The organism is Streptomyces sp. NPDC005962 (assembly GCF_040629205.1).
Classification (GTDB): Bacteria; Actinomycetota; Actinomycetes; order Streptomycetales; family Streptomycetaceae; genus Streptomyces.
The window spans coordinates 109,254-135,100 of the sequence record NZ_JBEXVE010000015.1 but is presented as its reverse complement, the minus strand read 5'-3'; the positions used below and the strand labels follow the sequence as shown (position 1 = coordinate 135,100).

The 25,847-nt window shown below is 73.9% G+C and carries 20 protein-coding genes; 7 read left to right on the top strand and 13 right to left on the bottom strand.

Features of this window, described 5'->3' with window-relative positions; translation table 11 throughout:
- Positions 1 to 132 precede the first annotated feature (132 nt).
- On the top strand, positions 133 to 312 hold the full coding sequence (locus tag ABZ370_RS24780; protein ID WP_358624769.1) for a hypothetical protein: 180 nt from the start codon (positions 133 to 135) through the stop codon (positions 310 to 312).
- A 335-nt stretch (positions 313 to 647) separates the two neighbouring features.
- Here ABZ370_RS24780 and ABZ370_RS24775 read toward each other — a convergent pair whose 3' ends face one another.
- From ABZ370_RS24775 to ABZ370_RS24765, 3 genes are all read right to left on the bottom strand, one after another.
- Entirely contained in the window at positions 648 to 1,835 is a 1,188-nt protein-coding gene (locus tag ABZ370_RS24775; RefSeq protein WP_358624766.1) for a glycosyltransferase, read from the bottom strand.
- A complete protein-coding gene (locus ABZ370_RS24770) occupies positions 1,832 to 3,001 on the bottom strand; it encodes a glycosyltransferase family 1 protein (protein WP_358624764.1) in 1,170 nt (389 codons plus the stop codon). The genes ABZ370_RS24775 and ABZ370_RS24770 overlap by 4 nt, the downstream gene beginning before the upstream one ends.
- Positions 3,002 to 3,272: 271 nt before the next feature.
- Positions 3,273 to 4,697: a HEAT repeat domain-containing protein gene (locus tag ABZ370_RS24765; RefSeq protein WP_358624762.1), complete on the bottom strand. Its 1,425-nt coding sequence runs from the start codon at positions 4,695 to 4,697 to the stop codon at positions 3,273 to 3,275.
- Positions 4,698 to 5,018: 321 nt separating this feature from the next.
- Here ABZ370_RS24765 and ABZ370_RS24760 point away from each other — a divergent pair, with 321 nt between their 5' ends.
- Positions 5,019 to 6,533 (top strand): SpoIIE family protein phosphatase, encoded by a 1,515-nt coding sequence (locus ABZ370_RS24760; protein WP_358624760.1) that lies wholly within the window; start codon positions 5,019 to 5,021, stop codon positions 6,531 to 6,533.
- A gap of 72 nt (positions 6,534 to 6,605) precedes the next feature.
- Here ABZ370_RS24760 and ABZ370_RS24755 read toward each other — a convergent pair whose 3' ends face one another.
- Positions 6,606 to 8,102, bottom strand: coding sequence for a hypothetical protein (locus ABZ370_RS24755; RefSeq protein WP_358624757.1), 1,497 nt, complete (start codon positions 8,100 to 8,102; stop codon positions 6,606 to 6,608).
- Positions 8,103 to 8,375: 273 nt separating this feature from the next.
- Between ABZ370_RS24755 and ABZ370_RS24750 the strand changes: the two genes are divergently transcribed.
- Complete coding sequence (locus ABZ370_RS24750; protein WP_358624754.1) at positions 8,376 to 9,479, top strand: aminoglycoside phosphotransferase family protein; 1,104 nt, start codon at positions 8,376 to 8,378, stop codon at positions 9,477 to 9,479.
- Between the two features lie 131 nt (positions 9,480 to 9,610).
- Positions 9,611 to 11,671, top strand: a complete 2,061-nt coding sequence (locus ABZ370_RS24745) for a peptidoglycan recognition family protein (RefSeq protein ID WP_358624752.1) — start codon at positions 9,611 to 9,613, stop codon at positions 11,669 to 11,671.
- A gap of 208 nt (positions 11,672 to 11,879) precedes the next feature.
- On the opposite strand, the gene ABZ370_RS24740 is transcribed toward ABZ370_RS24745, so the two are convergent.
- Both ABZ370_RS24740 and ABZ370_RS24735 read right to left on the bottom strand, forming a co-directional pair.
- Positions 11,880 to 12,380, bottom strand: a complete 501-nt coding sequence (locus tag ABZ370_RS24740) for a hypothetical protein (RefSeq protein ID WP_358624749.1) — start codon at positions 12,378 to 12,380, stop codon at positions 11,880 to 11,882.
- Between the two features lie 115 nt (positions 12,381 to 12,495).
- Positions 12,496 to 15,417, bottom strand: coding sequence for an AAA family ATPase (locus ABZ370_RS24735; protein WP_358624902.1), 2,922 nt, complete (start codon positions 15,415 to 15,417; stop codon positions 12,496 to 12,498).
- Between the two features lie 247 nt (positions 15,418 to 15,664).
- On the opposite strand from ABZ370_RS24735, the gene ABZ370_RS24730 reads away from it, so the two are divergent.
- Together ABZ370_RS24730 and ABZ370_RS24725 are read left to right on the top strand one after the other, a co-directional pair.
- Positions 15,665 to 16,786, top strand: a complete 1,122-nt coding sequence (locus tag ABZ370_RS24730) for an isoafricanol synthase (protein WP_358624746.1) — start codon at positions 15,665 to 15,667, stop codon at positions 16,784 to 16,786.
- Between the two features lie 58 nt (positions 16,787 to 16,844).
- Complete coding sequence (locus ABZ370_RS24725; protein WP_358624744.1) at positions 16,845 to 17,573, top strand: leucine-rich repeat domain-containing protein; 729 nt, start codon at positions 16,845 to 16,847, stop codon at positions 17,571 to 17,573.
- A 34-nt stretch (positions 17,574 to 17,607) separates the two neighbouring features.
- Here the strand turns inward: ABZ370_RS24725 and ABZ370_RS24720 are convergent, their stop codons facing one another.
- The 5 genes from ABZ370_RS24720 to ABZ370_RS24700 form a co-directional block, all read right to left on the bottom strand.
- Complete coding sequence (locus tag ABZ370_RS24720) at positions 17,608 to 17,853, bottom strand: DUF397 domain-containing protein (RefSeq protein ID WP_358624741.1); 246 nt, start codon at positions 17,851 to 17,853, stop codon at positions 17,608 to 17,610.
- Between the two features lie 104 nt (positions 17,854 to 17,957).
- Complete coding sequence (locus tag ABZ370_RS24715; RefSeq protein ID WP_358624900.1) at positions 17,958 to 19,127, bottom strand: thiolase domain-containing protein; 1,170 nt, start codon at positions 19,125 to 19,127, stop codon at positions 17,958 to 17,960.
- Between the two features lie 2 nt (positions 19,128 to 19,129).
- On the bottom strand, positions 19,130 to 20,191 hold the full coding sequence (locus ABZ370_RS24710; protein ID WP_358624739.1) for a thiolase domain-containing protein: 1,062 nt from the start codon (positions 20,189 to 20,191) through the stop codon (positions 19,130 to 19,132).
- The gene (locus tag ABZ370_RS24705) at positions 20,192 to 21,151 is read right to left on the bottom strand and encodes an OB-fold domain-containing protein (protein ID WP_358624736.1); all 960 of its coding nucleotides are present in this window, start codon (positions 21,149 to 21,151) and stop codon (positions 20,192 to 20,194) included.
- A 30-nt stretch (positions 21,152 to 21,181) separates the two neighbouring features.
- Positions 21,182 to 21,988, bottom strand: a complete 807-nt coding sequence (locus tag ABZ370_RS24700) for a crotonase/enoyl-CoA hydratase family protein (protein ID WP_358624734.1) — start codon at positions 21,986 to 21,988, stop codon at positions 21,182 to 21,184.
- A gap of 164 nt (positions 21,989 to 22,152) precedes the next feature.
- Between ABZ370_RS24700 and ABZ370_RS24695 the strand changes: the two genes are divergently transcribed.
- Positions 22,153 to 23,769 (top strand): acyl-CoA synthetase, encoded by a 1,617-nt coding sequence (locus ABZ370_RS24695; RefSeq protein ID WP_358624732.1) that lies wholly within the window; start codon positions 22,153 to 22,155, stop codon positions 23,767 to 23,769.
- Between the two features lie 10 nt (positions 23,770 to 23,779).
- Here the strand turns inward: ABZ370_RS24695 and ABZ370_RS24690 are convergent, their stop codons facing one another.
- Both ABZ370_RS24690 and ABZ370_RS24685 read right to left on the bottom strand, forming a co-directional pair.
- Positions 23,780 to 24,622 carry an alpha/beta hydrolase gene (locus ABZ370_RS24690; protein WP_358624729.1) on the bottom strand — a complete coding sequence of 281 codons (843 nt, stop codon included), beginning with the start codon at positions 24,620 to 24,622 and terminating at the stop codon, positions 23,780 to 23,782.
- Between the two features lie 117 nt (positions 24,623 to 24,739).
- Entirely contained in the window at positions 24,740 to 25,813 is a 1,074-nt protein-coding gene (locus tag ABZ370_RS24685; RefSeq protein ID WP_358624727.1) for a DUF5937 family protein, read from the bottom strand.
- Positions 25,814 to 25,847 lie beyond the last annotated feature (34 nt).

Below are 25,847 nucleotides of genomic sequence, written 5' to 3'. Positions count from 1 at the left end.
CGAACCGGCGACGTCCGGACGGCGGACCACCGGAACCACCGGAGCAGCCGCCGGGCAACCGGACGCGGTAGAACCGGCCCCGCAGGCAACCGGAACGGCCGGTACGGGCGACGCCGCGCCCGGGACCGGAACGTGGGGCGTGACGGCTACGGCATCGCGGTCGGCCACCGGAACGGCACAGGCCAGACCACCCGCAGCGGCGGGCGACGAACCGGCCACCACACCATTCGCCGGGGCGCCCGGCGCCGGGCGAACGGCTCGGCGGGCGACCGGGGTCGGGGCGTGGGGCGGGAGGGGCGCGTCGTCCTCTGACGCTGCGCTCCCCGCCCGGTGGACGGGAGCTACGGCAGGCACAGCCCCGTGGCGGGGCGGCGGCCCCGGGTCCGGCATCGCGGCGTTGCGCGGGACCAACGTCCCGGCAGCGGGCTCGGCGGGGCCGGTCTGGTGGGCGGCCGTGTCCGGCCCGGGACAGGGCTCGGCCCAACCCTGGGCCGACGACGCGGCCGTCCCGGCTGGGGCCGGGGCACCGGTCTCGGCGGGCGCGTCCGGAAGGGGCGCGTCCGGGACTGTGGCCGACGTGTGGGCGGTCGCCCTGGCGCCCGGGGCCGCGGCGTGGGGGCGGTGGCCCGGGTGAGCGCGGGGTGCGCTCACCGGGCACCGCCGACCGCCGTGCGGGCCGGGGCCCGCCCGTCGGGCCGGGCGACGGCGGGCGCGTCGTGCGCCGCCAGGAAGGCGTCGACCGCCGCGGGCCAGCCGTAGCGCTCCGCGCGGGCCCGGGCCGTCGCGCGGCGTACGGGCTCGGGGCGGGCCAGGACCTCGGCGACGGCGTCCGCGAACGCCGCCCCGTCGTCGGTCGCCGTCGCGCCCGCCGGGCCGACGATGGCCGGGAGCGCGGACAGGGCGCTGACGACCACGGGCGACCCGCACGCCAGCGCCTCCAGGGCGGCCAGCCCGAAGGTCTCCGCCGGGCCGGGGGCGAGGACGATGTCCGCGCTCGCCTGGAGCGCGGCCAGCCGGGACCGGTCGCCGACGTGGCCGAGGAAGGCCGCCGGAAGCCCCTCCGCGCGGGCGCGGGCCTCCAGCCGGGGGCGCATCGGGCCGTCGCCCGCGACGACGAGCGCCGCCGGGACGCCGCGCCGCCGCAGTTCGGCGAGGGCGTCGAGCGCGCGGCCCGGCCGCTTCTCGGGCGACAGGCGGGAGCACATGGCGAGCAGCACGGCCGCGTCGCCCCGGTGGTGCTCGCGCAGCGCGCCGTCGAAGTGGGACGGGTGGAAGTGGCCGAGGTCGACGCCCAGGGGGGCGCGTACGACATTGCGCGCGCCGATCCGTACAAACTCGCGCTCCGCCCACTCCGTGGTGCAGACGACCCGCGCGTACGCCCGCGCGGTGCGGCGGTTCAGCCGGTCGGCCGCGCCCCGAGCGGCGCCCTCGGGCACGCCCCAGGTGCGCAGCACGGCGTCGGCGCTCTCGTGGGAGACCATCACGGCGGGCACGCGGGCGCGCCGCGCCCACTCCCCCGTCCAGCGCAGGGTGGTGCGGTCGGAGACCTCCAGCCGGTCGGGCGCGAGCCCGTCCAGCAGCCGGGTCAGCCGCCGCCGGTCGGTCAGCACCCGGTAGCCGCCGGTGCCGGGCACGGCGGGGCCGGGGAGGGTGATCACCCGGCCCTGGCGGGTGTGCTCGTCCGCGTCGCGCTCCCCCGGCACGATCAGGACGGATTCATGGCCCGCCGCCTGGTAGCCCGCGCCCAGCTCGCGCAGCGCGGTGCGCAGGCCGCCGGAGGAGGGGGTGACGAAGTTGGCGAGCCGGACGATCCGGAGGGACGGTGCGTCGCTCATGCCGCCACCGCCGTACGGGCCATCAGCACCTCGGCGTAGTGGTCGATCAGCTGGTCGACGATCGCCTCCCAGGTGCGGCCCTCGACCGCCTCCCGGCCCGCCTGCCCGAGCGTCGCACGCAGCCGGGGGTGGGCGGCCAGGAGCGATACGGCGTCGCGCACCTCGTCCTCGTCGCCGGGCGGCACCAGCAGCCCGGTACGGCCGTGGTCGACGAGGTCGAGCGGGCCGCCCGCGGCGGGCGCGACCACCGGCACACCGCTGGCCTGCGCCTCCTGCACCGTCTGGCAGAAGGTCTCCTGCGGGCCGGTGTGCGCGAAGACGTCCAGCGAGGCGAAGATGCGGGCCAGCTCGGTGCCGGTCCGGCGGCCGAGGAAACGGGCGCCGGGCATGGCGGCGCGCAGCGCGGGCTCGCTCGGCCCGTCCCCGACCACGACGACCCGGACGCCGGGCAGCGTGCACAGCGGGGCCAGCAGCTCGACGTTCTTCTCGGGCGCCAGGCGGCCGATGTAGCCGACGATCAGCTCGCCGCCGGGGGCGAGGGAGCGGCGCAGCTCGGGGTCGCGGCGCGAGGGGTGGAAGCGCTCGGTGTCGACCCCGCGCGGCCACAGCGCGATCCGCGGCACCCCGTGCTCGTCGAGGTCGCGGGCGGCGGCGGTGGACGGGGCGAGGGTGCGGTCGGCGGCGGTGTGCACGGCCCGTATCCGGCGCCAGGCGGCGTTCTCGCCCGCGCCGAGGTACGTACGGGCGTAACCGCCCAGGTCGGTCTGGTAGACGGCGACGGCGGGAATCCGCAGCCGCAGCGCGGCCGTCATCCCGCGCGCGCCGAGCACGAAGGGGCTGGCCAGGTGGACGAGATCACTGCGGTGCGAGGTGATGGCGGCGGCCAGCCGGCGGCTGGGCAGCGCGACGCGCACCTGCGGATAGCCGGGCAGGGGCAGGGAGGGAATCCGGACAACGGGAAACGGATGCCCCCCGTCGGCGTCCCCGGCCCCGTCGGACGGCCCGTCGTGCAGGCCTGCGGCAGTCGGGCCTCCGGGGGGACCCGCGGGGGCGATGACGAGCGGTTGGTGACCGCGCCGGTGGAGATGCTGGGCGGTCTGCAGCGTGCAATGAGCGACGCCGTTGATGTCGGGCGGGAAGGATTCGGTCACGATGGCGACTCGCATACCGGTGTTCTCGGCGTACGAAGGGTGGCCCCGGCATCGTCCACCTTGCGAGCCGTGAAACGTCCCGTGAGCGTTGGCCCCCGCGCCCTCGGAAGCCGGGCGAGTGTGGGACGAACCCCCAGAATCCCGACACGAACTCCGGGGTCTACGGATAACCACATGGCGTAAACACATCGGTTCCCGCCCCGGCCACGGTCACCCGCCCCGCCGACTCCGCCACCCCGGGTGACCGCCCCGCGCCCGCCTGCGTCGGACTCCGGCGGCGCCGTGGTCAGACTCCGGCGGCGTCGGGGCCGATGCGGCTGCGGACCGCGGTCTGGACCTCCGCCTCCTCGGCCGGGTCGGCGGCCAGTCTGCGCAGCTGTTCCACGACGCGGGCGTCACCGGTGGCGGCGTGGCGGGCGGCGAGTTCACGGGTCGTTTCCTCGCAGTCCCAGAGGCATTCCACCGCGAAGCCCGCGGCGAACGAGGGATCGGTGGCGGCCAGCGCGCGGGCGGCGCGGCCCCGGAGGTGGGAGGAGGCGGTTTCGCGGTAGACGTGGCGCAGGACGGGGGCGGCGCAGGTGATCGCGAGGCGCCCGGCGCCGTCCACGAGCGTCCACAGGGCCTGGCTGTGCGGGCCCTCGGACCGCACCGTGCGGCGGAGGGCGGCGAGCACGAGGCCCGTGTCGTACTGTCCGCCGCGGGCGGCGAGCATCGCGGCGGCCGCGGCGCCGAGCGCGTCGGGGCGGTGGGCCCAGATCCGGGCACGGTCCAGGGCGGCGATGCTGCGCATGCGTTCGAAGGCGCCGAGGGCGGCCCGGGAGACCGGCTCCGAGGCGTCCGGTTCGGTCACCGCGGCCTCGATCAGGTCCAGCACCTCGGGGTCACCGCTGTCCGCGAGGTAGCGCAGGGCGGTCGCGCGGGCCGCCTCCGGGGCCGACGCGGCGGCGGCCAGCAGCTCGGGCCGGTCCTCCGGACCGGCGACGGCGGCGAGGCAGCGGGCGGCGGCGTCGGGGCGCCTGGAGCCGGGCCGCAGGTCGTGCTCCTGCTGGGCCCAGGTCAGCACGTCGTGCACGCTCCAGCCGGGCCGCGGCCCGGAGGGGCGCAGCTGGCGCTGCCAGCGGTCGAAGGAGCCCTGCTCCTGCACGGCGCGCACGCGCGGCCCGTACGCCGGGTCGTCGGCCCACAGCCGCCAGGGGCGGGGCTCGTAGGCGCCGCGCGCGGCGGTGGCGAGTTCGGCCTCGCCGTCGGGGGTCTCGGGGAAGCGGCCGAGGACGGCGGGGGCGAGGGCGCGCAGCCCGGCGTCGTCGTCGCGCAGGGCCAGCTCGTCCAGGGCCCATTCCCAGTTGCTGCCCGCGGCGGCGTACCGGCGCAGCAGCCGCAGCGCGTCGAGCCGGTCGTAGGCGGCGAGGTGGCCGAGGACGGCGAGGGCGAGCCCGGTGCGCTCCTCGTCGGTGTTCACCAGGTCGTCGGGGTGGAAGAGGTGCTGTTCGATCTCGTCGAGGTCCGCGTCGAGGTCCAGGCAGAGCCGGGCGTAATAGAGGGAGCGGTTCTCGACCTGCCAGTCACGGCGGGGGTCGTGCAGCACGCAGTGGTGCAGTGCCGCGAGCGCCTCGGCCCGCGGCGCGGCGAGGGCATGCAGAGTACCGTCGCCGCGGCCTCGCTGGAGGAGGCCGAGCAGGGTACCGCTGGGCGCTATGTCTGGATCGAACATGAGGTCAGCATCCGGTGCGGGGGGTTCGCTGGCAACGGGATTTCCGTCGACCGGCATTCTTGCCGGTGTCCTGGTGCTATATGCCGGATGAACACCTGGACTGAGGGATTCCCGAGCGCCGCAGCCTACCCGGAATCGGATGCTCCACCGAGCCGTGTCCGACTTGCCCCAGGAAGGCCATTGACATATGCCGGAAGCACCACCGGATCGGGTATTGCCAAACGACTTACGTGACGTCGCAGCCTGTGCAAAAGTCGTTACCGGCCCTAACCCCTTCAGACCCGGCCGCGCCGCGCCGTACCGGCCCGTATCGGAGAACACATGCCGTCCCCCCGCTCCGCGGACCATTCCGCCGCCCCGTCGCCCCAGCGCGGCACGGTCGACGCGCTCATCACGCAGACCCGGCGGCTCCGCGGCGGCATCGCCGCTGTACGGCGCGACACCACGGCGGACCTGAGCGGCACGGCGAACGAGCCCCAGCTGCGCTGGCAGCGCGCGCTCTGCGATCTGGCCGTCCACCATCTGGACGACCTGGGCCAGCATCTGGACCAGCTGCGCGAGGGGCTGCCGTCCGAGCGATCCGTGGAAGCGTCTGTCGAAGCATCCGTGGAAGCTAAGGAAGCGCGGGAAACCGGACATGCGGATGAGCCGGCGCAGGGGCGGCGGAGTCCCGGGTCCGCCGCGGCCGCCCGGCCCCTCGCACCCGGCTCGCTGCTCAACCGCGTCGGCAGCGCCGAGTGGAATCTCCTCACCGACGAGGTGACCTGGTCCGACGAGCTGTGCCAGATCTTCGGCCGCGCCCCCGAGGAGGGCGGGCTGTCCCTGGACGAGCTGCCCTCCTGGGTCGTCGCCGACGATCAGCCGGTGCTGACCGCGATGGTCACGGACTGCCTGGTGGACGGCAAGCCGATCGACGGCGAGTTCCGGGTCGTCCGCGCGGACGACTCCGTGCGGACGGTGCACCTGGCGGGTGAGCCCGTGCTGGGCGGCGACGGCAGCACCGCCTCCATGTGGGCCGTGCTCCGCGATGTGAGCGAGCTGCGCCGCAGTGAGCGGGCGGTGCGCGAGTCCCGCGACTCGCTCCAGCGCCAGCGGCATATCGCCCGCACCGAGCGCCGACTCGCGGTCGAGCTCCACGAGGCCGTCCTGCCGCCGTGGCGCGGCTCCGCGCCCCTCGCGCACGGCGGGCGGCCCACGGCCACCGCCCTCGATGCCGCCGCCCACTACTTCCCCGCCGCGAACAGCGCGCTGATCGGCGGCGACTGGTACGACGCGCTCGAACTGCCCGACGGCGGGACCCTGCTCAGCGTCGGCGACCTCACCGGCCACGGCGTCGCCGCGACCTCCGGCATGGCGATGGTGCTCGGCGCGGTGCGCGGCATGGCGGTGGCCGGGATCGCACCGGGCCCGCTGATGGCGCGGCTCAACCAACTGCTCGACGCCTCCTCGCAACCCGCCCTGGGCAGCGCCGTCTGCGGGCGGTACGACCCGGCCACCCGCACCCTGGTGTGGTCGCAGGCCGGGCACCCCGCCCCGCTGCTGTTCCGCGACGGGACGGGGCGCACCCTGCTCCCCCCGGCCGGGGTGCTGCTCGGCGGCACCACGGGCGCCACGTACGCCCAGGCCGAGGAGCCGCTGGAGCCGGGCGATCTGCTTCTGCTGCACGCGGGCGGGCTCGCCAAGGACTCCTCGGTGACGGCCGAGCGGCTGCTCGGGCTCGCGCCACGGTTCGCCGCCGCCCGGGGCACGCGGGAGTGCGTACGGGTGGTGGCCGAGGAGTTCGACGACGAGCGGCGCGAGGGCGACGCCTGCGTACTGCTCGCGATGGTCGGTTGACCGGCTGAACGGTTGAACGGCCGTGCGCTTCCGCCGGTCCGCTGAGCCGCCAGGCCGCTGACCGCCGAGCCGCTAGACGACCGTGCTCTTCACCGCCCCGCTTCCGGCTCCCTTCTGGTGGCCCAGCCCCTTCGGCATGGCCTGCTGGATCTCCGCCCGCAGCTCCCGCATCGCGGAGGACGAGGTGTACGGCGCGGTGAGCCGGTACATCTCCCACAGCCGGTCCCAGGTGCGGTGCGAGGAGTTCTGCTCGATCGTGGCCAGCGCCCTGCGGGCGGAAGCGGCCCCCTCCTCCGCGTCGCCGCCGATGAAGGAGGCCGAGGCGATGGAGATGTGGTCGAAGATCTGCGACCGCTGCCGCCCGCCCTCCCGCATCCGCAGCGCCTCCTTGGCGTACCGCTGCGAGATGGCCGCGACGCCCGGGTCGTGCTCGGCCAGGGTGCGGTAGACCAGCCCCTGCATCCCGTGCATGTCGGCCTCGTTGAACAGCTGCATCCAGCTCGGCGGGGCCCCCCGGTCCTGGTCGGAGACGAACAGCTCCTCCGCCTCCCCCAGGGTGCGGCGCACCGCCTGGCCGTGCCCCTTCGAGGCGTGCGCCCAGGCCTCGATGGTGCGGAACATGGAGCGGGTGCGGGGCAGCGCCTCGTCGCCCGCGCCGGACGACGCGAGCTTCATCAGATCCAGGGCGTCGTCCGGGCGGCCGATGTGCACCATCTGGCGGGCGGCGCGGGACAGCGCCTCGCTCGCCCGCGGCCGGTCGCCGCCCTCCCGGGCCGCGTGCGCGGCGATGACGAAGTACTTCTGGGCGGTGGGCTCCAGGCCCACGTCATGGGACATCCAGCCCGCCAGCACGGCCAGGTTGGCCGCGACACCCCACAATCTGCGCTGCAGCACCTCGGGGTGGCGATAGGCGAGCATCCCGCCCACCTCGTTGAGCTGGCCCACCACGGCCTTGCGCTGGAGCCCGCCACCGCGGGCCGCGTCCCAGGCGCGGAAGACCTCGACCGACGTCTCCAGCGCGTCGATCTCCTGGGAGCCCACGGGGGCGGCCTCGTAGCGGTCGAAGCCCACGGGCTCGGCGGAGAGGGGGTTGTCGGAACGGGGCGCGTCGATGGCGAGGGTGGGGTCGGAGAGCAGCCATTCGCTCATGGCACCGGTGATGGCGGAACCTGCGGCGAGCGCGGCGCCCGCACCCACCAAGCCGCGTCGGTTGAACATAAGGTCCATTCCCGTGAATTCGGTGAGGACCGCGGCAGTGGACTCGGGGGGCCAGAGCAGCCCGTCGGCGGACTGCCCCATTCCCGCGCGCCCACCTCGTCCGAATCCGAGGTCCTCGATGGTCACGACACGACCGAGGCGCTCGGTGAAAAGGACGGCCAGCACCTTGGGCACGGGATCGCGCGGCGTCTCGCCGGTGTCGATCCAACGCCGCACCCGCGAGGTGTCGGTCGCCAGCTGCGGGTGGCCCATGGCCGCCGCGCGCCGGTTCACGAGCCTCGCCAGCTCTCCCTTGGACCAGCCGGCGAGGCCGAACAGGTCCGCAAGACGGGTGTTGGGTTCCCTCGTCACGTCAAGCCCCCAGGATCTCGGCTGACTTGACAGTAACGGGCCCGTCACGAGCCGTGCGACTATTCGCCAGGGTTCGCCAGGGTCCGCCAGATGGTGTGCCACCCGCGCACGGGTGTGATGTAGGAGTGCGCTACCCGGCCCGGGGGCGGTTGGAAAATGCCAGCTGAAAAGTGCCAGTTGGCATGTGCCAGCCGCATTCCCCAGGGTGCGGACCCGCCCCCAGGGCCGGGAGCGTACGTACATCGTCGGCACACGAAGGGATCTGTCTCGCCCATGTACGCAGCGTCGTCCTCCGTGTCCGCCCCGCCTCGGCCGTACCGGCGGCAGCTGCCCGGCAATGGGCCCTACCTCGACCCCGCTCCCGGCGGCCGCGCGCGGCGGGCCCCCGCCCCCGGCTCCGTGCCGCCCAGCGGACGACTCGACGTGTCCGGCCCGCAGGGTGCCCAGTTGCGCACCGCCATCGCCTCGGTCCATCGCATCTGCCCGGAGTTCAACCCCGTCCAGGTGCTCCGGCGCAGCGGGCGGTCCCTCCTCCTGCTCGGTTCGACGGGCCGCACCACAGCGGTCGCCAAGTGCCTGCTGGACCACTCCCCAGCGTGGGCCGAGCGGTTCCGTCGCGAAATAGCGATGTACCGCACGTTCGTACGGCAGCGGCCGCCCGTCCGGGTGCCGCGGCTGATCGCCGCCGACCCCGACAACTGCGCGCTGGTCATCGAGCGGATGCCCGGGCGGGTCGTGGCCGCGCAGCGCCATCCCACCGAGGCGCCATCGCGCTCCGATGTGCGGGCCGCGCTCGGCGCGATCTGCCGGATCAACCAGTGGCGGCCGCCCGGGGACCTCTTCGACGCCCCCGTCGACTACGCGGCCCGGCTGTCCCGCTACCACGACCTGGGGCTGCTGACCGACCGGGACATGGGCGATGTGCGCAAGCTGCTGCGCGGCATCTCGCACACGGCGGGGCGGCAGCTCCCGGCCCAGTTCTGCCACGGCGACGCCCTGTTGAACAACGTACTGCTGTCCCCCTCGGGCCCGGTGCTCATCGACTGGGACCACGCGGGCTGGTATCTGCCCGGCTACGACCTGGCGACGCTGTGGGCGGTGCTGGGCGACGCCCCGGTGGCCCGGCGTCAGATCAGCCAGCTCGCACAGGCGGCGGGTACGGCGGCGCGGGACGCCTTCCTGGTGAACCTGATGCTCGTCCTCACCCGGGAGATCCGCCGGTACGAGACCGCCGTGCAGCGCACCATGCACGATCCGGCCCCCGTGGTGCCGGGGGTGATGGCCGCCGGTGAGGAGCAGCGGCTGCTGCTGCGGCGGCTGCATGACGACTGCGGCCTGGCCCGCCGCGCCGTACGCGCCGCGGTGGGCACGCGGTGACGTGCGAAGCCGTCTTCGTACGGCGGTGATTGACGGATCGCCTGGCAGCGGATAGCTGTAGGCCGTGCCGTACCTCCGGTGGAGGTGGGGCACGGCCACGGTTCGGCTCAGCCCACCTTGAGGAGGCTGCAATGCCAGGATCATCCGCACAGGACAGCACCCACGACGCGGAACGAGACGCGGACAGACCGGTCCCCGGCCCCAGCCGCCGGACGGCGCTGTGGACCGCGGGCGCCGCCGCGGGTGCCGCCTTTCTGCTCCCGGCCGTCTCCGCGGCCCCGGCCGCCCGGGCCGACCAGCCGCCCGCGGGCAGCGCGCCCTCGGGCGGCACGCCGTCGCCGGACGGGGCCGGGGCGCTGCAGCGGGCCTTCGCGGCGGCGGCGAAGGAGCACCGGGTGCCGCTGAGCGTGCTGCTGGGTGTGTCGTATCTGCAGTCCCGCTGGGACGGCCATCGTGGCGCGCCCAGCGTCACCGGCGGCTACGGCCCCATGCACCTCACCGACGCCTTCACCGCCCTCTCCGCCGCCCCGCACCACAGCCAGGGCACCGAGGACGCCCGCGGCGACCTGGCGCGGCCCCTGAAGGTGCCCCAGGCCTCGGTGTCCGAGCCGCGGCAGCTGCCCGCGCGGCTGCGCACGCTGGACCGGGCCGCGGAGCTGACGGGCCTGTCCGCCGCGGCGCTGCGCAGTGACGCGGCGGCCAATGTGCGCGGTGGCGCCGCGCTGCTGGCCGCCACGCAGAAGCGGCTGGGGCTGCCGCCGAGCGAGGACCCGGCGGACTGGTACGCGGCGGTGGCGGCCTACCCGGGCGCCGACAGCGCCCCGGCGGCCGCCGTGTTCGCCGACGACGTCTACGACGTGATCCGCGGCGGCGCGGCGCGCACCACGGGCGACGGTGAGCGGGTCACGCTCGACGCGACCCCCGGGGCCGTCCCGGACCGGCGGCAGCTGCGGTCGCTCGGGCTGCCGGACCGTAAGCGGGACCCGCACGTCGAGGCGCCCGGCAATGTGTCGTGCGAGTGGATTCCGGCCCCCTACGAGCAGTTCGGGGACAACGACTACGGCAACCACGACCTGGGCAACCGCCCGCTCTCCCAGTCGGTCGACTACATCGTCATCCATGACACCGAGGGCTCCTGGGACACCACCATCAAGCTGGTCCAGGACCCGACGTATGTCTCCTGGCAGTACACGCTGCGCTCGTCCGACGGCCATATCGCCCAGCACGTCCCGCTCAAGGACGTCGCCTGGCACGCGGGCAACTGGTACGTCAACGCCAAGTCCATCGGCCTGGAGCACGAGGGCTTCCTGACCGCGCCGGACGCCTGGTACACGGAGGCGATGTACCGGTCGTCGGCCCGGCTGGTGAAGTGGCTGGCGCGGCGGTACGACATCCCGCTGGACCGTCAGCACATCCTGGGCCACGACAATGTGCCCGGCACAACCGCCTCCACCATCAAGGGCATGCACACCGACCCGGGCCCGTACTGGGACTGGGCGCACTACTTCGGCCTCCTCGGCGCGCCGTTCCGCCGCACCGCGGGCGCCTCCGGCGGGCTGGTCACCATCCGCCCGGACTACGAGACGAACGAACCGGTGTACACCGGCTGCGAGACGGCCGGACAGGTGTGCGCCCCGCACGGCTCGTCCGCGGTGCGGCTGCACACGGCGCCGAGCGACGACGCCCCGCTGGTCAAGGACATCGGGCTGCGTCCGGACGGCGCCGACTCGACCACCGGCGTCAACGACACCGGCGCCCGCGCCACCACCGGCCAGAGTTACGCGGTCGCGGGGCGGCAGGGCGACTGGACGGCGATCTGGTACCTCGGCCAGCAGGCCTGGTTCCACAACCCGCGGCGGCGGCCCACGGCCGTGTACGGCAAGGGTCTCGTCGTCACGCCGAAGCCGGGCCTGGCGGAGGTCCCGGTGTACGGGCGCGCCTACCCGGAGCAGGAGGCGTACCCGGAGGGCGTACCGGTGCAGGCGGTCTCGCCGCTGCCGTACAAGCTGCTCGCCGGGCAGCGGTACGCGCTGGGGCTGAAGACCCGGGGCGAGTATCTGTGGGCGACCACGTTCGATCAGGCCGGGCATGTGGTGGTGCGCGGTCAGGACGTCTACTACCAGGTCCAGTTCGGGCACCGGGTGGCGTTCGTGCGGGCCGCGGATGTGCGGGTGCGGCGCTCGGGGCGGTGAGTCGGCCGCGCGCCGTGAAGCGGTAGATGTGGCCGCCGCGGGCCGCGAGCGTGGTCGTGACGACGCCGTCGCCGGAGTTCCCCGGCGTCGTCGCGTACGGCCGTCTCGCCGCCCGTGGCGCCGCCGTCGTGGGCGGTGGCGTGGTGGTCGCCGGGGCGCGTCGAGCCGTCCGACGATCACCCGATCGGGGTACGGGGCCGGTTTCCCCTCAGCCCTGCTGGAACATCTCCGCGGGCAGCGGCTTGAGCAGCCGGTACAGGTCGTCGGTGATCGGCCGGTCCCAGCTGGCGATGGTGACGAGGACGCCGTCGCTGCGGTCGAACTGGGCGCAGGAGATCCGGCCTTCGGACAGCTTGATCCGGCGCACGATGAGGAGGTTGTCGTCATGCATGACCGGGGTGTCCTCGGTGTCCACGACCTGGACCGCCTCCTCGTTGCCGAGGGCGGCCAGCAGCTGGGTCACCTCGAACGGAGCCTGGCCCTCCGCCACCTCGCGGGCCGGGGAGCCCTCGGGCAGATTCCCGATGATCATCGCCGGTCCGCGTCCGCCGAAGAGGTCGTAGCGCAGGAAGACGCCCTGGCAGGTGCCGTCCGGTGCGGGCAGCAGCCCCGCGCCCAGATCGCCGGGCCAGTCCCCCGGGTCCATGGCCAGGACATCGAAGTCCGGCCCGGTGGGCGTGGCGGCGCTGCGGCGGCGGAGGAAGGACATGCGGACATGGTACGTGGCCCACCACCGTTCCCCTGCTCGGGAGCACCCCTCCCACACCCCGAACACCCCCTGCCCCCGGTGCCCCCGGGGAGCGGTCGACGGGGGCGGGTCTCGCTCAGTCGGGAGGTAGGGGGTGGGTGGGGCGGGAGGGGTCGAGGAGGCGGGCCAGGCCGGTTCGGTCGGTGCCTACCTTGCGGTAGACGTCGGACAGCAGGCGGGCCACGTCGCGCTCGGCGAGGCCCATCGCCTCGCCGATCCGGTCGTCCGGCCAGCCCTCGGCGGCCCGCTCGGCGACGGCCTGCTCCTGGGAGGTGAGGGGGCTGGTGTGATCGACCCGCAGCTGCATCGGGCGCAGCCCGGCGGCGGACAGCTCGTCGCGGGCGCGGGCCGCCAGGGTGTCCGCTCCGCACTGGACGGCGCCCTCCAGCCCGCGGTAGAGCCGGTCCCCGGCTTCCTGGGGCAGGCCGACGCGGCGCAGGGCGGCGCCGTGGTCGACCAGCGCGACGGCCAGGTCGTACGCGGACGGCGAGCGCTCCAGATGGCTGACGGACTCGGCCAGCAGCTTGATCCGCTCCGAGCCCTGGGCCACGGCGGCGGCGCTGTGCAGCGCCCGGCCGATCGCGGAGTGGGTGCCGAACTGGCGGGCGCGGCGCACCGCGTCGTCGGCGACCTCGGCGGCCTGGCGGGGGTCGGTCAGGGCGAGGGCCTGGGACATGTGGAGCTGCCAGGGGCACCAGACGGGGTTGCGCATACCGCGGCCGTCCATCCGGCGGCCGACGTCGGCGAGCTGCTGCCGGGCCTCGCCGTGCAGGTTGGAGGCGAGCAGCAGCTCGCCGCGGACGGTGGGCACGTCGGGGCAGAGCACGGCCTGCGGGAGGATCTCGCCGCCGTGGCCGGCCGCGAACTCCTGGGCCTCCCGGATACGGCCGCGGCTGATCAGGGTCTCGATGAGGGTGCCGACGGCGGTCCAGTGGGCCGGGGTGGAGGAGCCCACGAGGTCGGCGATGCGCATGCCCTCGCGGGCCAGCTCCTCGGCCTCGACGAGCGCTCCGCGGCGCAGCCGGGCGTATCCGAGGAGGGTGATCCCGAACGCCAGGTGGGAGCCGCGCCAGCCCTTGCGCTCGCATTCCGCTATGCCGGTGTTGAACAGTGCCTCGGCGCGTCCGGGCTGGTCGCAGTGGAGGAAGATCAGGGCGACCAGGATCGGGACCTCGAAGCCCCAGTCGTCATCGGTCCAGCTCAGGCCGTCACCGAGGGCCTCCTCCGCGTAGTGGAGGGCGGTGGCGGCCGGTTCTCCGCGCGTCATCGCGTCCCAGGCGCGCAGGCCCATCAGATGGCGCTCGGCCATGCCGCGGCCGGTGAGGTGGTCGGCGAGCCGGGCGAGACGCCGGGCGCGGGCGGGGGACTCCTTCTCGTCGGCGCGGAACATGCTCCACATGAACTGTTCGGCCTGCATCCGCAGCCGGGTGCGGGCGCTGGTGGCGCGCGGCACCTCGGCCGCGACGACCTGCGCGGCCTCCTCCATGCGGCCGCTGTGGCCGTACGCCTGGGCGAGCCGGTAGGTGATCGCCTCGCGCAGGTCGGAGCCGAGATCCGGTTCCTCCAGGGCGGCCCGCAGATGGTTGACGGTGACGGAGGGCTCGGTGAGCTGGGCGGAGCAGCCCAGCTCGTACAGGACGGCGGCGCGCTCCTCCGGGGCGGGCGGTTCGCGCAGGGCGCGGGCGAGGCAGCGGCGCTCGGCGTCGGGGGCTCCGGCCCGCAGATACTCCCGGGCGGCCTCCCTGAGGTGGCGCACCACCCAGGAGTCGCCCTCCGGGTACATCTCCAGCAGATGGCGCCCGGCGGCGGCGGAGCCCAGGCCCGCGGCGAGCACCACGGAGGCGGCCTGGCCGTGCATGGCCACGCGCAGCGCGCCGGGGATCGCCTGGTAGACGGCGGTGGCGATGAGCGGGTGGAGGAATTCCAGCGGCTGGCCGCCGCGGGTGCCCTGCCGCGGCGGGGCGAGGATACGGGCGTCGGCGAGCCGCGCCACCTGCTCGTCGGTCTCGGTCTCGCTGAGCCCGGCGACGTTGGCCGTCAGCGACGGGGTGGCCTCGATGCCGAGGACGGCGACGGCCCAGGCGAGGCGGACGGCGGCGGTGCCGAGCCGGGTCAACCGGTCGCCAAGACCGCTGTCCTTGGCGGCGGCGACCAGCTCGCGCAGGGCGCTGAGGTTCACCGTCTGCGGTTTGAGGTCGCGGTCGCGGACCTTGGCGGTCAGCTCGACGACCTCGAAGGGGTTGCCGCCGGTCACCGCCCAGCACTCGCGGCAGAACGCCTCGTCGGCTTCCTCGCCGAGCACGTCCCGCACGATCCTGCCGACTCCGGCCGGGGTGAGCGGGGCGAGCACATGCGGCCGTGAGCCCTGGCGTTCGGTGAGGCCGCGGACCCCGGCGGCGTCGGCGGTCAGGTCCTCCGGGCGGTAGCCGACGGCGAGCAGCAGCGGCAGGTCCACGGCGCGGGCGGCGAACCGCAGGAGCCAGTCCAGGGATTCGGGGTCGGCCCAGTGGACGTCGTCCAGGATCATGACGACCGGGGCGTGCTCCACCGCGAACCGGGTGACCAGCCAGTCCAGGCCGTCGCGCACGCCCTGCGGATCGGGAGAGCCGCCGCTTCCGGAGACGACCAGGCCCACCGCGGGCGCGACGATGTCGTACCAGCTGCCCAGGATTCTGCGGTGCTCCTCCTCGCCGGTCGTCGCGAGCAGGGGCTGGAAGAGCTGCCGCACGACGTGGAACGCGGCGCCCTGCTCATGCTCGCCGCCGCGCGCCGAGATCACGGTGCAGCCGCGGTGGGCGGCCCGCCTGCGCATCTCGCCGAGCACCGCGGTCTTGCCGGCGCCGCCCGGCCCGGCGAAGGCGATCACTCCGCCGGTGCGGGTGCCGGACGGATCACCGGGATCGGAGCCGCACAGATCGGTCAACGCGAGGTCGACCGCGGCGAGTTCCGCCTCCCGCTCCAGCAGTGCCCGACGTGTCCGGTCCTGCCGGTCCATCATGTCCGCCACGTTCGATCCCCTTCGGCACGTAACGCCGAGCGTAGCCTGTCTGGCACGCTCCGTAGCCCGGTATGCGGGTATTTCCTTCTGGCATTGCCATTGGCACACGCCAATTCAACTCGTGCTCTATCGATGGCACGTTCACCACGCGAGGATGACCGGATTCATCGGGTCGGCCCGTCGCCGCAGCGGCTTGTGGTAGTGGCGGCGCGGCCGTCCCCTGATCCCGAAGGGGGGCGATTCCGCCATGAACACGACGTACACGACCACTTCGCGCCCGCACGCCCGGCATGCGGCGCTGCTGAGCCGGGCGGCCCTGCTCGACATTCCGGCCTCGGCCGACCCCAGCCCCGGCACCGGGGCCGCCAGAGTGCACACCGTCCAATGGCTGTCGCGGTACGGCGTGTTCACGGCCGGCGGCGCGGTCGCCGAGTACGACGCGCTCCGCTTCGACCTGCTGAACGGCCTGTTCTACCCCCGGACGACCGGTGCGGAGCTGGATGTCGGCAATGACCTCATCGGCTGGTACTTCGTCTTCGACGATCAGTTCGACGGTGAACTCGGCTGTCGCCCGGAGGCGGTGGCGCGGATGGTGCGGGACGTCATACGGGTCACCGAGGAGCCGGACGACGCGCCGGGGCAGGGCGACGGGCCTCTGCTGGAGAGCTTCCGCGACCTGTGGCGGCGCATCCACGCGGGCCGCCCGCCGGTATGGCGGGAACGTTTCCGCCACCACTGGCTGGAGTATCTGCACTCCTACCACCGCGAGGCGCTCGACCGCGCCGCCACCGCCACTGGTGCCGCCACCGGCACCGGCACCGGTCCGCAGGGCCCCCCGCTCTCGGTGGACGCCGTACTCGCGCTGCGCCGCCACTCCATCGGCGTACAGCCGTGCCTGGACCTGGCCGAGCGCTTCGGCGGCTACGCCCTGCCCGCCGCGCTGCACGGCGGCTATCCGCTGGCCCGGATGCGGGAGGCCACGGACGACGTGGTCGTCTTCACCAACGACATCGCCTCCCTGGACAAGGAGCTGGCCGCCGGGGACCTCCACAACACCGTCATCGTCCGCCACCAGCGGCACGGCGGCACCCTGGAGGACGCGGTCGAGCACATCGCGGGCCTCGCCAACGCGCGCTACCGCTGGTTCGAGCAGACCGCTGACCAGCTGCCACGGCTGCTCGGCGAGGCGGGCGCGGGGGCGGATCTGCGCCGGGACGTGGACCACTACGTGGACGGAATGCGCCACGTGATGTGCGGCAACCTGGGCTGGTCCCTGCGGACGGCCCGCTACGACGAGCGGGGCATAGCGGCGGTCAGCGACGGCCGCCAACGACCGTGGGCCGGACTCAGCGCCCCCGGCCCCGCCTGACCGGACACACTACGCACGAACGGCCCGCCCCGGCGGGCCGTTCGGGTATCAAGGGCGCGTGACCGACACACTCAACCTGTGGAAGGCGGGGCTCGCCGAAGCCCCCGAAGAGATCTGGCAGCGCACCGGCCTGCACGTCCTGATCCTCGCCGACAACGCCCTCACCCGCCTCCCGCCCGCCCTCGGACGGCTGCGGCGGCTGCACACGCTGGACCTGGGCCACAACCGGCTGGCCGAGATCCCGGAGGAGATCGGCGAGCTGTCGGGCCTGACCCGCTGCCTCTATCTGCACGACAACCGGCTCACCCGGCTGCCGCGTGCGCTCGGTCGGCTCGACCGGGTGGCCTATCTCAACGTCGGCGAGAACCCGCTCGGCCGACTGCCGGAGGAACTCGGCGGCATGGCAGGCCTGGTGGAGCTGCGCGCCCAGCAGGCCGGGCTGACCGGGCTGCCCGGGTCGATCGGGCGGCTCGGCTCGCTGCGCGAGCTGTGGCTGCGCGGCAACCGGATCACCGCCCTGCCCGCCGAGGTGTCCGGCTTACGTCAGCTGCGCCAGCTGGAGCTGCGGGAGAACGCGCTGAGCGACGTGCCCCAGCCGCTCCGCGGACTCCCGCACCTGCGCCAACTCGATCTGCGCGGCAACCAGATCCGGACGCTCCCCCACTGGCTCGCGGAGCTGCCCGCCCTCGAAAAGCTCGACCTGCGCTGGAACCCGCTCGACGACGGCGTCGATGACGGCCCGGTGCTCCGGGCGCTCGGCGAGCGGGGCTGCGTCGTACTCGGATGAGGAGTACTCGGATGAGGCGTGCCCGGATGAGGCGTCAGGTCAGGTCGAACTCGCCCTCGCGGGCGCCCAGGACGAAGGCGCGCCATTCGGCCGGGGTGAAGATCAGGGCCGGGCCTTCGGGACGGCGGCCGTGGCGCATCGCGATGAAGCCCTCGACGAAGGCGATCTCGACATCGCCCACCCCCTGGCTGCTCGACTGCCACTGGGCGCCTCTGAGGTCGAGGTCGGGCTTCTCGCCGTTGCCCCTGAGCGGCTGTGCGGTCGTGGTCGTGTCTGCCACGTGTCGGCTCCTCCCGGATCGTCGTCCCGGCCCCACCCTAGCGATCGCGGCCGGTGCCGGACAGGCCACGAAAGGAGGATGTGATCCGTCCGGCGGGGACGCGGCTACGCGGTGGGGGACGTCGCCGCGACCACCCACATGGCGAAGAACTGCGAGCCGCCGCCGTAGGCGTGGCCGAGGGCCGTGCGGGCCCCCTCGACCTGGTGGTCGCCCGCCTGCCCGCGGACCTGGAGGGCCGCTTCGGCGAAGCGGAGCATGCCGGACGCGCCGATGGGGTTGGTGGACAGCACCCCGCCCGAGGGGTTGACGGGAAGGTCGCCGCCGATCTCGGTCACCCCGGACTCGGTGAGCTTCCAGCCCCCGCCCTCCTCCGCGAAGCCCAGATTCTCCAGCCACATCGGCTCGTACCAGCTGAACGGCACATACATCTCGACCGCGTCGATCTCCCGGCGCGGGTCGGTGATCCCGGCCTGCCGGTAGACGTCGGCGGCGCAGTCGCGCCCGGCGCGCGGCGAGACGCAGTCCTTGCCCGCGAAGAGCGTCGGCTCGCTGCGCATGGCGCCGCCACGCATCCAGGCGGGCGGCCGGGGCGCGCGGGCGGCGCCGGTGCGGTCGGTGAGCACCATGGCGCACGCGCCGTCGGAGGAGGGGCAGGTCTCGGAGTAGCGGATGGGGTCCCACAGCATGGGCGAGGACTGCACCTTCTCCAGCGTCAGATCCCGCTCGTGGAGGTGCGCGTAGGGGTTGCGCAGGGCGTTGCGGCGGTCCTTGTAGGCGACGAGCGCGCCGATGGCCGGGGGCGCCCCGGTGCGCCGCATGTACGCGCGGACGTGGGGCGCGAAGAAGCCGCCCGCCCCGGCCAGCAGCGGCTGCTGGAAGGGGACGGGCAGCGAGAGCCCCCACATGGCGTTGGACTCGGACTGCTTCTCGAAGGCCAGGGTGAGCACGGTGCCGTGGACGCGGGCGGCGACCAGGTTCGCGGCGACGAGCGCGGTGGAGCCGCCGACCGAGCCCGCGGTGTGCACGCGCAGCATGGGTTTGCCGACCGCGCCGAGCGCGTCGGCGAGGTACAGCTCGGGCATCATGACGCCCTCGAAGAAGTCGGGCGCCTTGCCGATGACGACGGCGTCGATGTCCGCCCAGGTCAGCTCGGCGTCGTCGAGGGCCCGTACGGCGGCCTCCCGGACCAGTCCGGCGAGCGAGACATCGCGCCGGGCGGCCGTGTGCTTGGTCTGGCCGATGCCTACGACGGCCACCGGTTCCTTGCCCGTCATGGTCATGAGGCTTCCCCTTCCAGGACGGCGACCAGGTTCTGCTGCAGGCAGGGGCCGGAGGTGGCGTGGGCCAGCGCCCGGTCCCCGGCGCCGCGGTGGATGGCGGCGGCGGCCTCGCCGAGCCGGATGAGCCCGGCGGCCATCATGGGGTGGGCGGCCGGTGCCCCGCCTGAGGGGTTGACGCGTACGCCGTCGTCCAGGTCCAGTTCGCGGCGCAGGATGATCTCCTGCGGGGTGAAGGGGGCGTGGAGTTCGGCGATGTCGACGGGCGCGTCGAAGGCCCCGGCGCGGGTCGCGGCGAGCCGGGTCGACGGGGAGCGGGTGAGGTCCCGTACGCCCAGGCCGTGCGCTTCGATGCGGTGGTCCATGCCGCGAATCCAGGCGGGGCGGGCGCACAGCCGCCGCGCGGTGTCCCCGGCGGCGAGCACCACGGCGGCGGCGCCGTCGCCGATGGGCGGGCAGTCGTGGCGGCGCAGCGGCCGCACCAGGTACGGGGTGTCGAGGAGGGCGGCGGCCGGGGCGGAGCGGGTCACCTGGGCGTGCGGGTTGTCCGCGGCGGCGTTCCGGCCGCGCGCGGCGACCTCGGCGAGGGCGCGTTCGTCGGCGTGGCCCGCGTCGAGGAGCGCCTGTGCCTGGAGGGCGGCCAGGGAGACCGCGTCGGGCCACAGGGGGGCGACGTAGTACGGGTCGAGCTGGCGGGTGAGGACCTCGGGCAGATCGCCGGGCGAGGACTTGCCGTACGCGTAGACGAGCGCGGTGTCCGCCTCGCCGGTCAGCAGCTTGACCCAGGCCTCGTAGAGCGCCCAGGCGCCGTCCATCTCGACGTGGGACTCGGCGATGGGCGGCCAGGCGCCGACGCCGTCCAGCGCCATGGTGAAGGAGAAGGCGCGGCCCGCGAGGTAGTCGGAGGAGCCGGAGCAGGTGAAGTCGATCTCGTCCGCCCGCAAGTCCACCGCGTCGAGCACCTGGTGGAGGACGGGCATCAGCATCTCGACCTCGGAGACCTCGGCGCTGGTGCGCCGGGTTCCGCTCTGCCCGAAGGCGACGATGGCGACGTCTCGCATCTACAACAGCTCCTTGTAGGTGTCGTAGTCGGCGTCGGGTTCGCCGGTGGGCCGGTAGTGGTCGGGGTAGCGGCCGCCCTCGGTCCATACGGCCGTCACCCGCAGCCCCATCCGCACCTGGTCGTACGGGACGCCGCCGATCCGGCCGTGGAGGGCGAGGTCGGCGCCGTCGAGGGCGATGTGCGCGTAGACGTACGGCACTTCGATGTCGAGGTTGCGGGCCTTGATGTTCACGATGCAGAAGGTGGTGACGGTGCCCCCCGGGCCGACCTCGACCTGTTCGTCGGTGGCGACGCCGCAGGTGGGGCAGGCGCCGCGGGGCGGTACGTACACCTTGCGGCAGGACGGGCAGCGCTCGCCGACGGTCTTCTGCCCGGCGAGGGCGGCGAGGTAGCGGGACTGGGCGCGGCCGGGCGCGTAGGTGTAGTCGAGGCGGGCGGGGGCGACGATGCCGGTGACGGGGTCGGCGAACACCCCGTCGTGGGGCTTCAGTTCGTGGGTGGCCTCGCCGTCGTACGGTTCGAAGCAGGCGATGTCGGTGATGGCGCCGGTGCGCTCGCCGGCCCAGCGGACCCGTACCCGCATGCCGGTGCGCACGGCGTCCGGCCCGGTCGCGTCGAGGGCGTGGAGGAGGGCGGTGTCGGCGCCGTCGAGCCGGATCAGCGCCCAGGCGAAGGGGGTGGCCAGGGGCTGGCCGCGGCGCGGGGCCGGGTTCCAGGCCCAGGTGGTGACGGTGCCGGTGGGGGCGACCTCGACGAGGTCGCGCAGTTCGTCGGCGGTGGCCGGATCGTATTCGACGGGCGGCACGAGCACCCGGCCGTCGGCGGTCCGTACGCCGAGCACGGTGCGCTCGCGCAACCCCGTGAGGAAGGCGCTCTGGACGGGGCCGAGGGAGCGGGTGAAGGGGAACTCGACGACCAGAGGGGCCTGCAGCACCTCGGGGGCGGGAGCCGGTGTCATGGGGCGTCTCCTTCTGCTGTCAGCAGGGCCCTAGGTCCGGCGGTAGACCGGGGGGCGTTTTTCCGCGAAGGCCTTCGATCCCTCTTTGGCGTCGGCGGTGTCGAAGATCGGCCAACCGCGTTCGAGTTCGGACGCGAGGCCGTCGGTTTCGGTCATCTCGGCGGTCTCGTAGACGGACGCCTTGACCGCCTCGACGGCGAGCGGGCCGTTGGCGTTGATGAGTTCGGCGATCTCCAGGGCCTTCGTCAGGGCGGTGCCGTCGGGTACGACCCGGCCGATCAGCCCGATCCGCTCGGCCTCCTCGGCGGCGTAGGGGCGGCCGGTGAGCAGCATCTCCAGGGCGTGGGTGCGCGGCACCTGGCGGGCCAGCCGCACCGTGGAGCCGCCGATGGGGAAGAGCCCGCGCCGCACCTCGTACAGCCCGAAGGTGGCGCCGCGGCCCGCCACCCGGATGTCGGTGCCCTGGAGGATCTCGGTGCCGCCCGCGACGCAGTGGCCCTCGACTGCGGCGATCACCGGTTTGCGCGGCCGGTGGTGGCGGAGCATGGCCTTCCAGTGGAGGTCGGGGTCGGCTTTCAGCCGGTCCCGGTAGTGCTGTCCCGCCATCCGGCCGCCGCCCGCGAGCGCCTTGAGGTCCATCCCGGCGCAGAAGACACCGCCCGCGCCGGTGAGCACGACGGACCGTACGGTGTCGTCCTCGTCGGCCGCGATCCAGCCGTCGTACAGCCCGACCAGCATGGGCAATGAGAGCGCGTTCTTGGCCTCTGGCCGGTTGAGCGTGAGCACCAGCGTGGCGCCCCTGCGCTCGACGATGAGGTGTTCGGTCCCGTGTGGCACGGCAGTCCTCCCGTCTAAGACCTAGAACAGGTTGCAGTAGTGGCGGGGCGACTTCAAGAGAAATCTGATGCTCAGTCAGATTTCTTGGGCGCGGCCCTTCCCACCTCTCCCCCGCGGTGCTGTCATGAGCGCCGAGCCCGCCCGATGCCAGGTCAGGAGGAGCCGTGAAGTACAACCTTGCCGACCTGTTCGAGTCGATCGTGGACACCGTGCCCGGCAGAGAGGCGCTGGTGTACGCCGACCACCCGGGCACCGGCGCCGAGCGGCGGCTGAGCTACGCCCAGCTCGACGCCGCCGCCAACCGGCTCGCCCACCACCTCAGGGACGCGGGGATCGCACCGGGCGAGCATGTGGGGCTCCACCTCTGCAACGGCGTGGAGTATCTGCAGACCGTCCTCGCCTGTCTGAAGGTCCGGGCCGTGCCGGTGAACGTCAACTACCGCTATGTGGAAGACGAGTTGGTCTATCTCTACCGCGACGCCGATCTGGCCGCCCTGGTCTACGACGCGGAGTTCGGCGACCGGGTGGCCGCGGCGCTGCCGCGCACGGACGCGCTGCGCCATCTCGTCCAGGTCGGCGCCGGGGAGGGGCCGCCCGGCGCCGTCCCGTTCGCCGAGGCCGAGGCGTCGGGGGACGCCGCGCGCGGCTTCGCGCCCCGCTCCGCGGACGACCGCTTCATCATCTACACCGGCGGCACCACCGGCATGCCCAAGGGCGTGGTGTGGCGGCAGGAGGATCTCTTCTTCTCCGGGCTCGGCGGCGGTGCGCCGACCGGCATCCCGGTCGGCCGCCCCGAGGAGCTGGCCGAGCGGGTGGCGATCTCCGGCGACGGCCTGGTCTTCTTCCCCACCGCGCCGCTGATGCACGGCACCTCGACCCTCACGGCCTTCATCGGCCTCAACTTCGGTCAGAAGGTGGTCCTCCACCGGAAGTTCGTGCCCGAAGAGGTGCTGAGAACGGTCGAGAAGGAGAAGGTCAGTACGGTGTCGCTGGTCGGCGACGCGATGATGCGGCCCCTGGTGGACGCCCTGGCCGGGCCCCTGTCGGACGTCGACCTCTCCCCGCTGCTCAGCGTCAGCAGCTCGGGGGCGATCCTCTCGGACACCGTGCGCGCCGAGTTCGCCGCGCTCGCGCCGCACACCCTGCTGCTCAACAACTTCGGCTCCTCGGAGTCCGGGTTCAACGGCACCGCCACCGCGGACTCCGGCCCCGAGCGGGGCTTCCGGGTGAGCGTCCACGACCGTACGACCGTCGTGGACCCGGCGACCCACCGGCCCGTCACGCCCGGCGAACCTGGCCGGATCGCCCAGCGCGGCCATGTGCCGCTCGGCTACTACAACGATCCGAAGAAGTCCGCGGAGACCTTCTTCGAGGCGGACGGCGAACGCTGGGTGCTCCTCGGCGACATGGGGACGGTCGACGAGGACGGCGTGATCACGGTCCTCGGCCGGGGCTCCCAGTGCATCAACACCGGTGGCGAGAAGGTGTACCCGGAGGAGGTGGAACAGGCCCTGAAGGCCCACCCGGACGTGTACGACGCGCTGGTGGCGGGCGTCCCGGACGAGCGCTGGGGCCACCGTGTGGCGGCCGTCGTCCAGCCCCGTGAGGGGGCCGGGGCCCTTGACGCCGACGCGGTGCGGGAGCACTGCCGCGCCCGGCTCGCCGGGTACAAGATCCCCCGTACCGTCGTCTTCACCGACCACATCCAGCGCTCCCCCAGCGGCAAGGCCGACTACCGCTGGGCCCGCGCGGTCGCGGCCGGAGACGGCCCCGGGGCGTAAGGGCGCGCTCTCAGGACGCGGGCGGCGTGGTGCGGGGCAGCACGCGGGCGGCGAAGTCGCGGACCGCGTCCAGGACGCCCATGCCCCGGTGTCCGACGCCCGGCACGATGTCGAGGGTGACGTCGATCCCGAGCGCCTGGTAGTTGTCGCGCAGCGCGGTGATCCGCTCGACCCGGGTCCGGCCCAGGGCGTCGGCGCCGTCCATCCAGTTGGAGTCGCCCGGGTTGTTGATCTCCCAGGTCTCGGTGTCCTCGGCGCCGACCACCATGTGGACGGCCACCTTGCGGATCTCCTCCAGCCGCACCGGCGCGCCGAAGCGCTCCTCGAACCCGGCCGTACCCAGCCACCATTCGCGGTCCGGGTCGATCAGCGTGACCCGGCCCGGGGCGCCGATCGACACGGCGCGCAGCCGCTCCGGGTGGAGGTAGAGGAAGCGGTGCGCGAACTGCCCGCCGCCGGAGAAGCCCTGGAGCATGAACCGGTCGGTGTCGACGCTGAAGCGCGTCCCGACCTCGTCGACGATCGCCAGCAGCTCCCGGTCGTAGCGGATGCCGTCGTACTCGATGAACTTGAAATTGTGCAGATCGTCCGGGTCGCCGATGGCCGCGGGGAACAGCGGGGTGAGGACGACGCAGCCGTGCCGCTCGGAGAAGTCGGCCATCGCGTTCCGGTACTCGGCCGCGGTGCGGCCGGTGCCGTGCTGGATCACCAGCAGCGGGAGCGGAGTGGTGGTCGTCTCGTGCACGGAGGGCACATGCAGGCTGTAGGAGAACCGCTGGTCGTGCTGTGAGGCGAAGAAGGTGGTGGCGCCGGTGCGGTAGAACGCCTTGGTGGTCTTGATGCGCGGTGTCACGTGTCCTCCTGCGATGCGCCGCACCCGACGTGGGGCGGTGCCCGTCACGATCACGTGTACGCAGTCGGCGGCTCAAGATGATTGCCGCACAGGCGTCAATGACGACAACGGCGTCAGTCAGCGGCGCAGCGCGGAGAGCAGGTCGACGCCGAGGGTGCGGACGGCCTCCTCGTCCAGCTGGTAGTGGACGCGGGCGCCCTGCCGGTGGGTGTGCACCATTCCGGCCTCCCGGAGTTTGCGCAGATGGCGCGACATCTGCGGCGGGGTGGTGTCGAAGTGGCTGGCCAGCTCGGTCGTCGTCATCGACTGCCGCAGCAGGACGCGGCACACCCGCACCCGCAGGGGCTCGTCCAGCGCCCGGACCCGGCGCAGCACCTCGTCCATGGCGGGCGGCTCCCCGTCGCCGTCCCCCCGCACCGGGTACTGCACGACCACCGGATATCCGGGGTAGTGCTTGATCGCGACATGCGGGTTGATGTGCAGCGAGGGCACCAGCAGGCAGGGGACGTCGGCCAGGCTGGCCCGGGCGTTGTACAGCTTGTCGAAGACGACCCGTGGCGGATCGTCCTCGACGCGGGCGGTGGGGAAGTCGGCGAGCGCGCGGGCGCCGTCCAGCTGGTGTCGCTGGAAGCGCGTACGGACGTCCGCCTCCAGCACGCCGCGCAGCCGGGCCCACTCCGCCTCGAACAGCTCGTCGGCGGCGGCGGACAGGAAGTCGGTGAGGTCCTCCCGGAACGCGGCGGGGCCCGCGAGCAGCCGCACTCCGAGCGCGAAGCGGCCGTCCGACATCTGTCGCAGCCGCCCGAGGAACCGCTCGGGAGCGTGCCCGGCGGCGACCTGCGGCCGGTGGCTGTTCTGGCCGATCAGGGCTTGTTCGGTCATGGCCGTGAATACCGCCTCGGGCAGCGCGCCGAGGTCGGCCAGCTCCTCGTCCAGGGAGCGTTCCGGGCCGGGGGTGAGGGGCAGCAGGTAGCGGGCGCGGAACGCGCCCCACAGCGGCGCCCACCGCGCGGCCCGCGCCAGCAGCCGTTCGTCCGCGCCCTGGAGTACGGCGCCGACCCAGCGGCGGCTGGCCGGATGGTGCCGGGGCTCGTCCAGCGCGTGGAGGCAGGCGCACAGCTCGGCGAGCGGCGAGAGCCGCGGCGCGATGCGCTCCTCGGGGGCGGGGCCCAGGTCGATGACTACGGGCATGCGTCGACGGTCCGGTATTGACGCCTTGCTGTCA

Excerpts from the sequence above, each read along its gene's own strand:
- ABZ370_RS24765 (WP_358624762.1), bottom strand. The coding sequence starts at position 4,697 with ATGTTCGATCCAGACATAGCGCCCAGCGGTACCCTGCTCGGCCTCCTC.
- ABZ370_RS24770 (WP_358624764.1), bottom strand. The coding sequence starts at position 3,001 with ATGCGAGTCGCCATCGTGACCGAATCCTTCCCGCCCGACATCAACGGC.
- ABZ370_RS24750 (WP_358624754.1), top strand. The coding sequence starts at position 8,376 with ATGTACGCAGCGTCGTCCTCCGTGTCCGCCCCGCCTCGGCCGTACCGG.
- ABZ370_RS24775 (WP_358624766.1), bottom strand. The coding sequence starts at position 1,835 with ATGAGCGACGCACCGTCCCTCCGGATCGTCCGGCTCGCCAACTTCGTC.
- ABZ370_RS24685 (WP_358624727.1), bottom strand. The coding sequence starts at position 25,813 with ATGCCCGTAGTCATCGACCTGGGCCCCGCCCCCGAGGAGCGCATCGCG.
- ABZ370_RS24735 (WP_358624902.1), bottom strand. The coding sequence starts at position 15,417 with ATGATGGACCGGCAGGACCGGACACGTCGGGCACTGCTGGAGCGGGAG.
- ABZ370_RS24730 (WP_358624746.1), top strand. The coding sequence starts at position 15,665 with ATGAACACGACGTACACGACCACTTCGCGCCCGCACGCCCGGCATGCG.
- ABZ370_RS24705 (WP_358624736.1), bottom strand. The coding sequence starts at position 21,151 with ATGACACCGGCTCCCGCCCCCGAGGTGCTGCAGGCCCCTCTGGTCGTC.
- ABZ370_RS24760 (WP_358624760.1), top strand. The coding sequence starts at position 5,019 with ATGCCGTCCCCCCGCTCCGCGGACCATTCCGCCGCCCCGTCGCCCCAG.
- ABZ370_RS24745 (WP_358624752.1), top strand. The coding sequence starts at position 9,611 with ATGCCAGGATCATCCGCACAGGACAGCACCCACGACGCGGAACGAGAC.
- ABZ370_RS24710 (WP_358624739.1), bottom strand. The coding sequence starts at position 20,191 with ATGCGAGACGTCGCCATCGTCGCCTTCGGGCAGAGCGGAACCCGGCGC.
- ABZ370_RS24715 (WP_358624900.1), bottom strand. The coding sequence starts at position 19,127 with ATGACGGGCAAGGAACCGGTGGCCGTCGTAGGCATCGGCCAGACCAAG.
- ABZ370_RS24740 (WP_358624749.1), bottom strand. The coding sequence starts at position 12,380 with ATGTCCTTCCTCCGCCGCCGCAGCGCCGCCACGCCCACCGGGCCGGAC.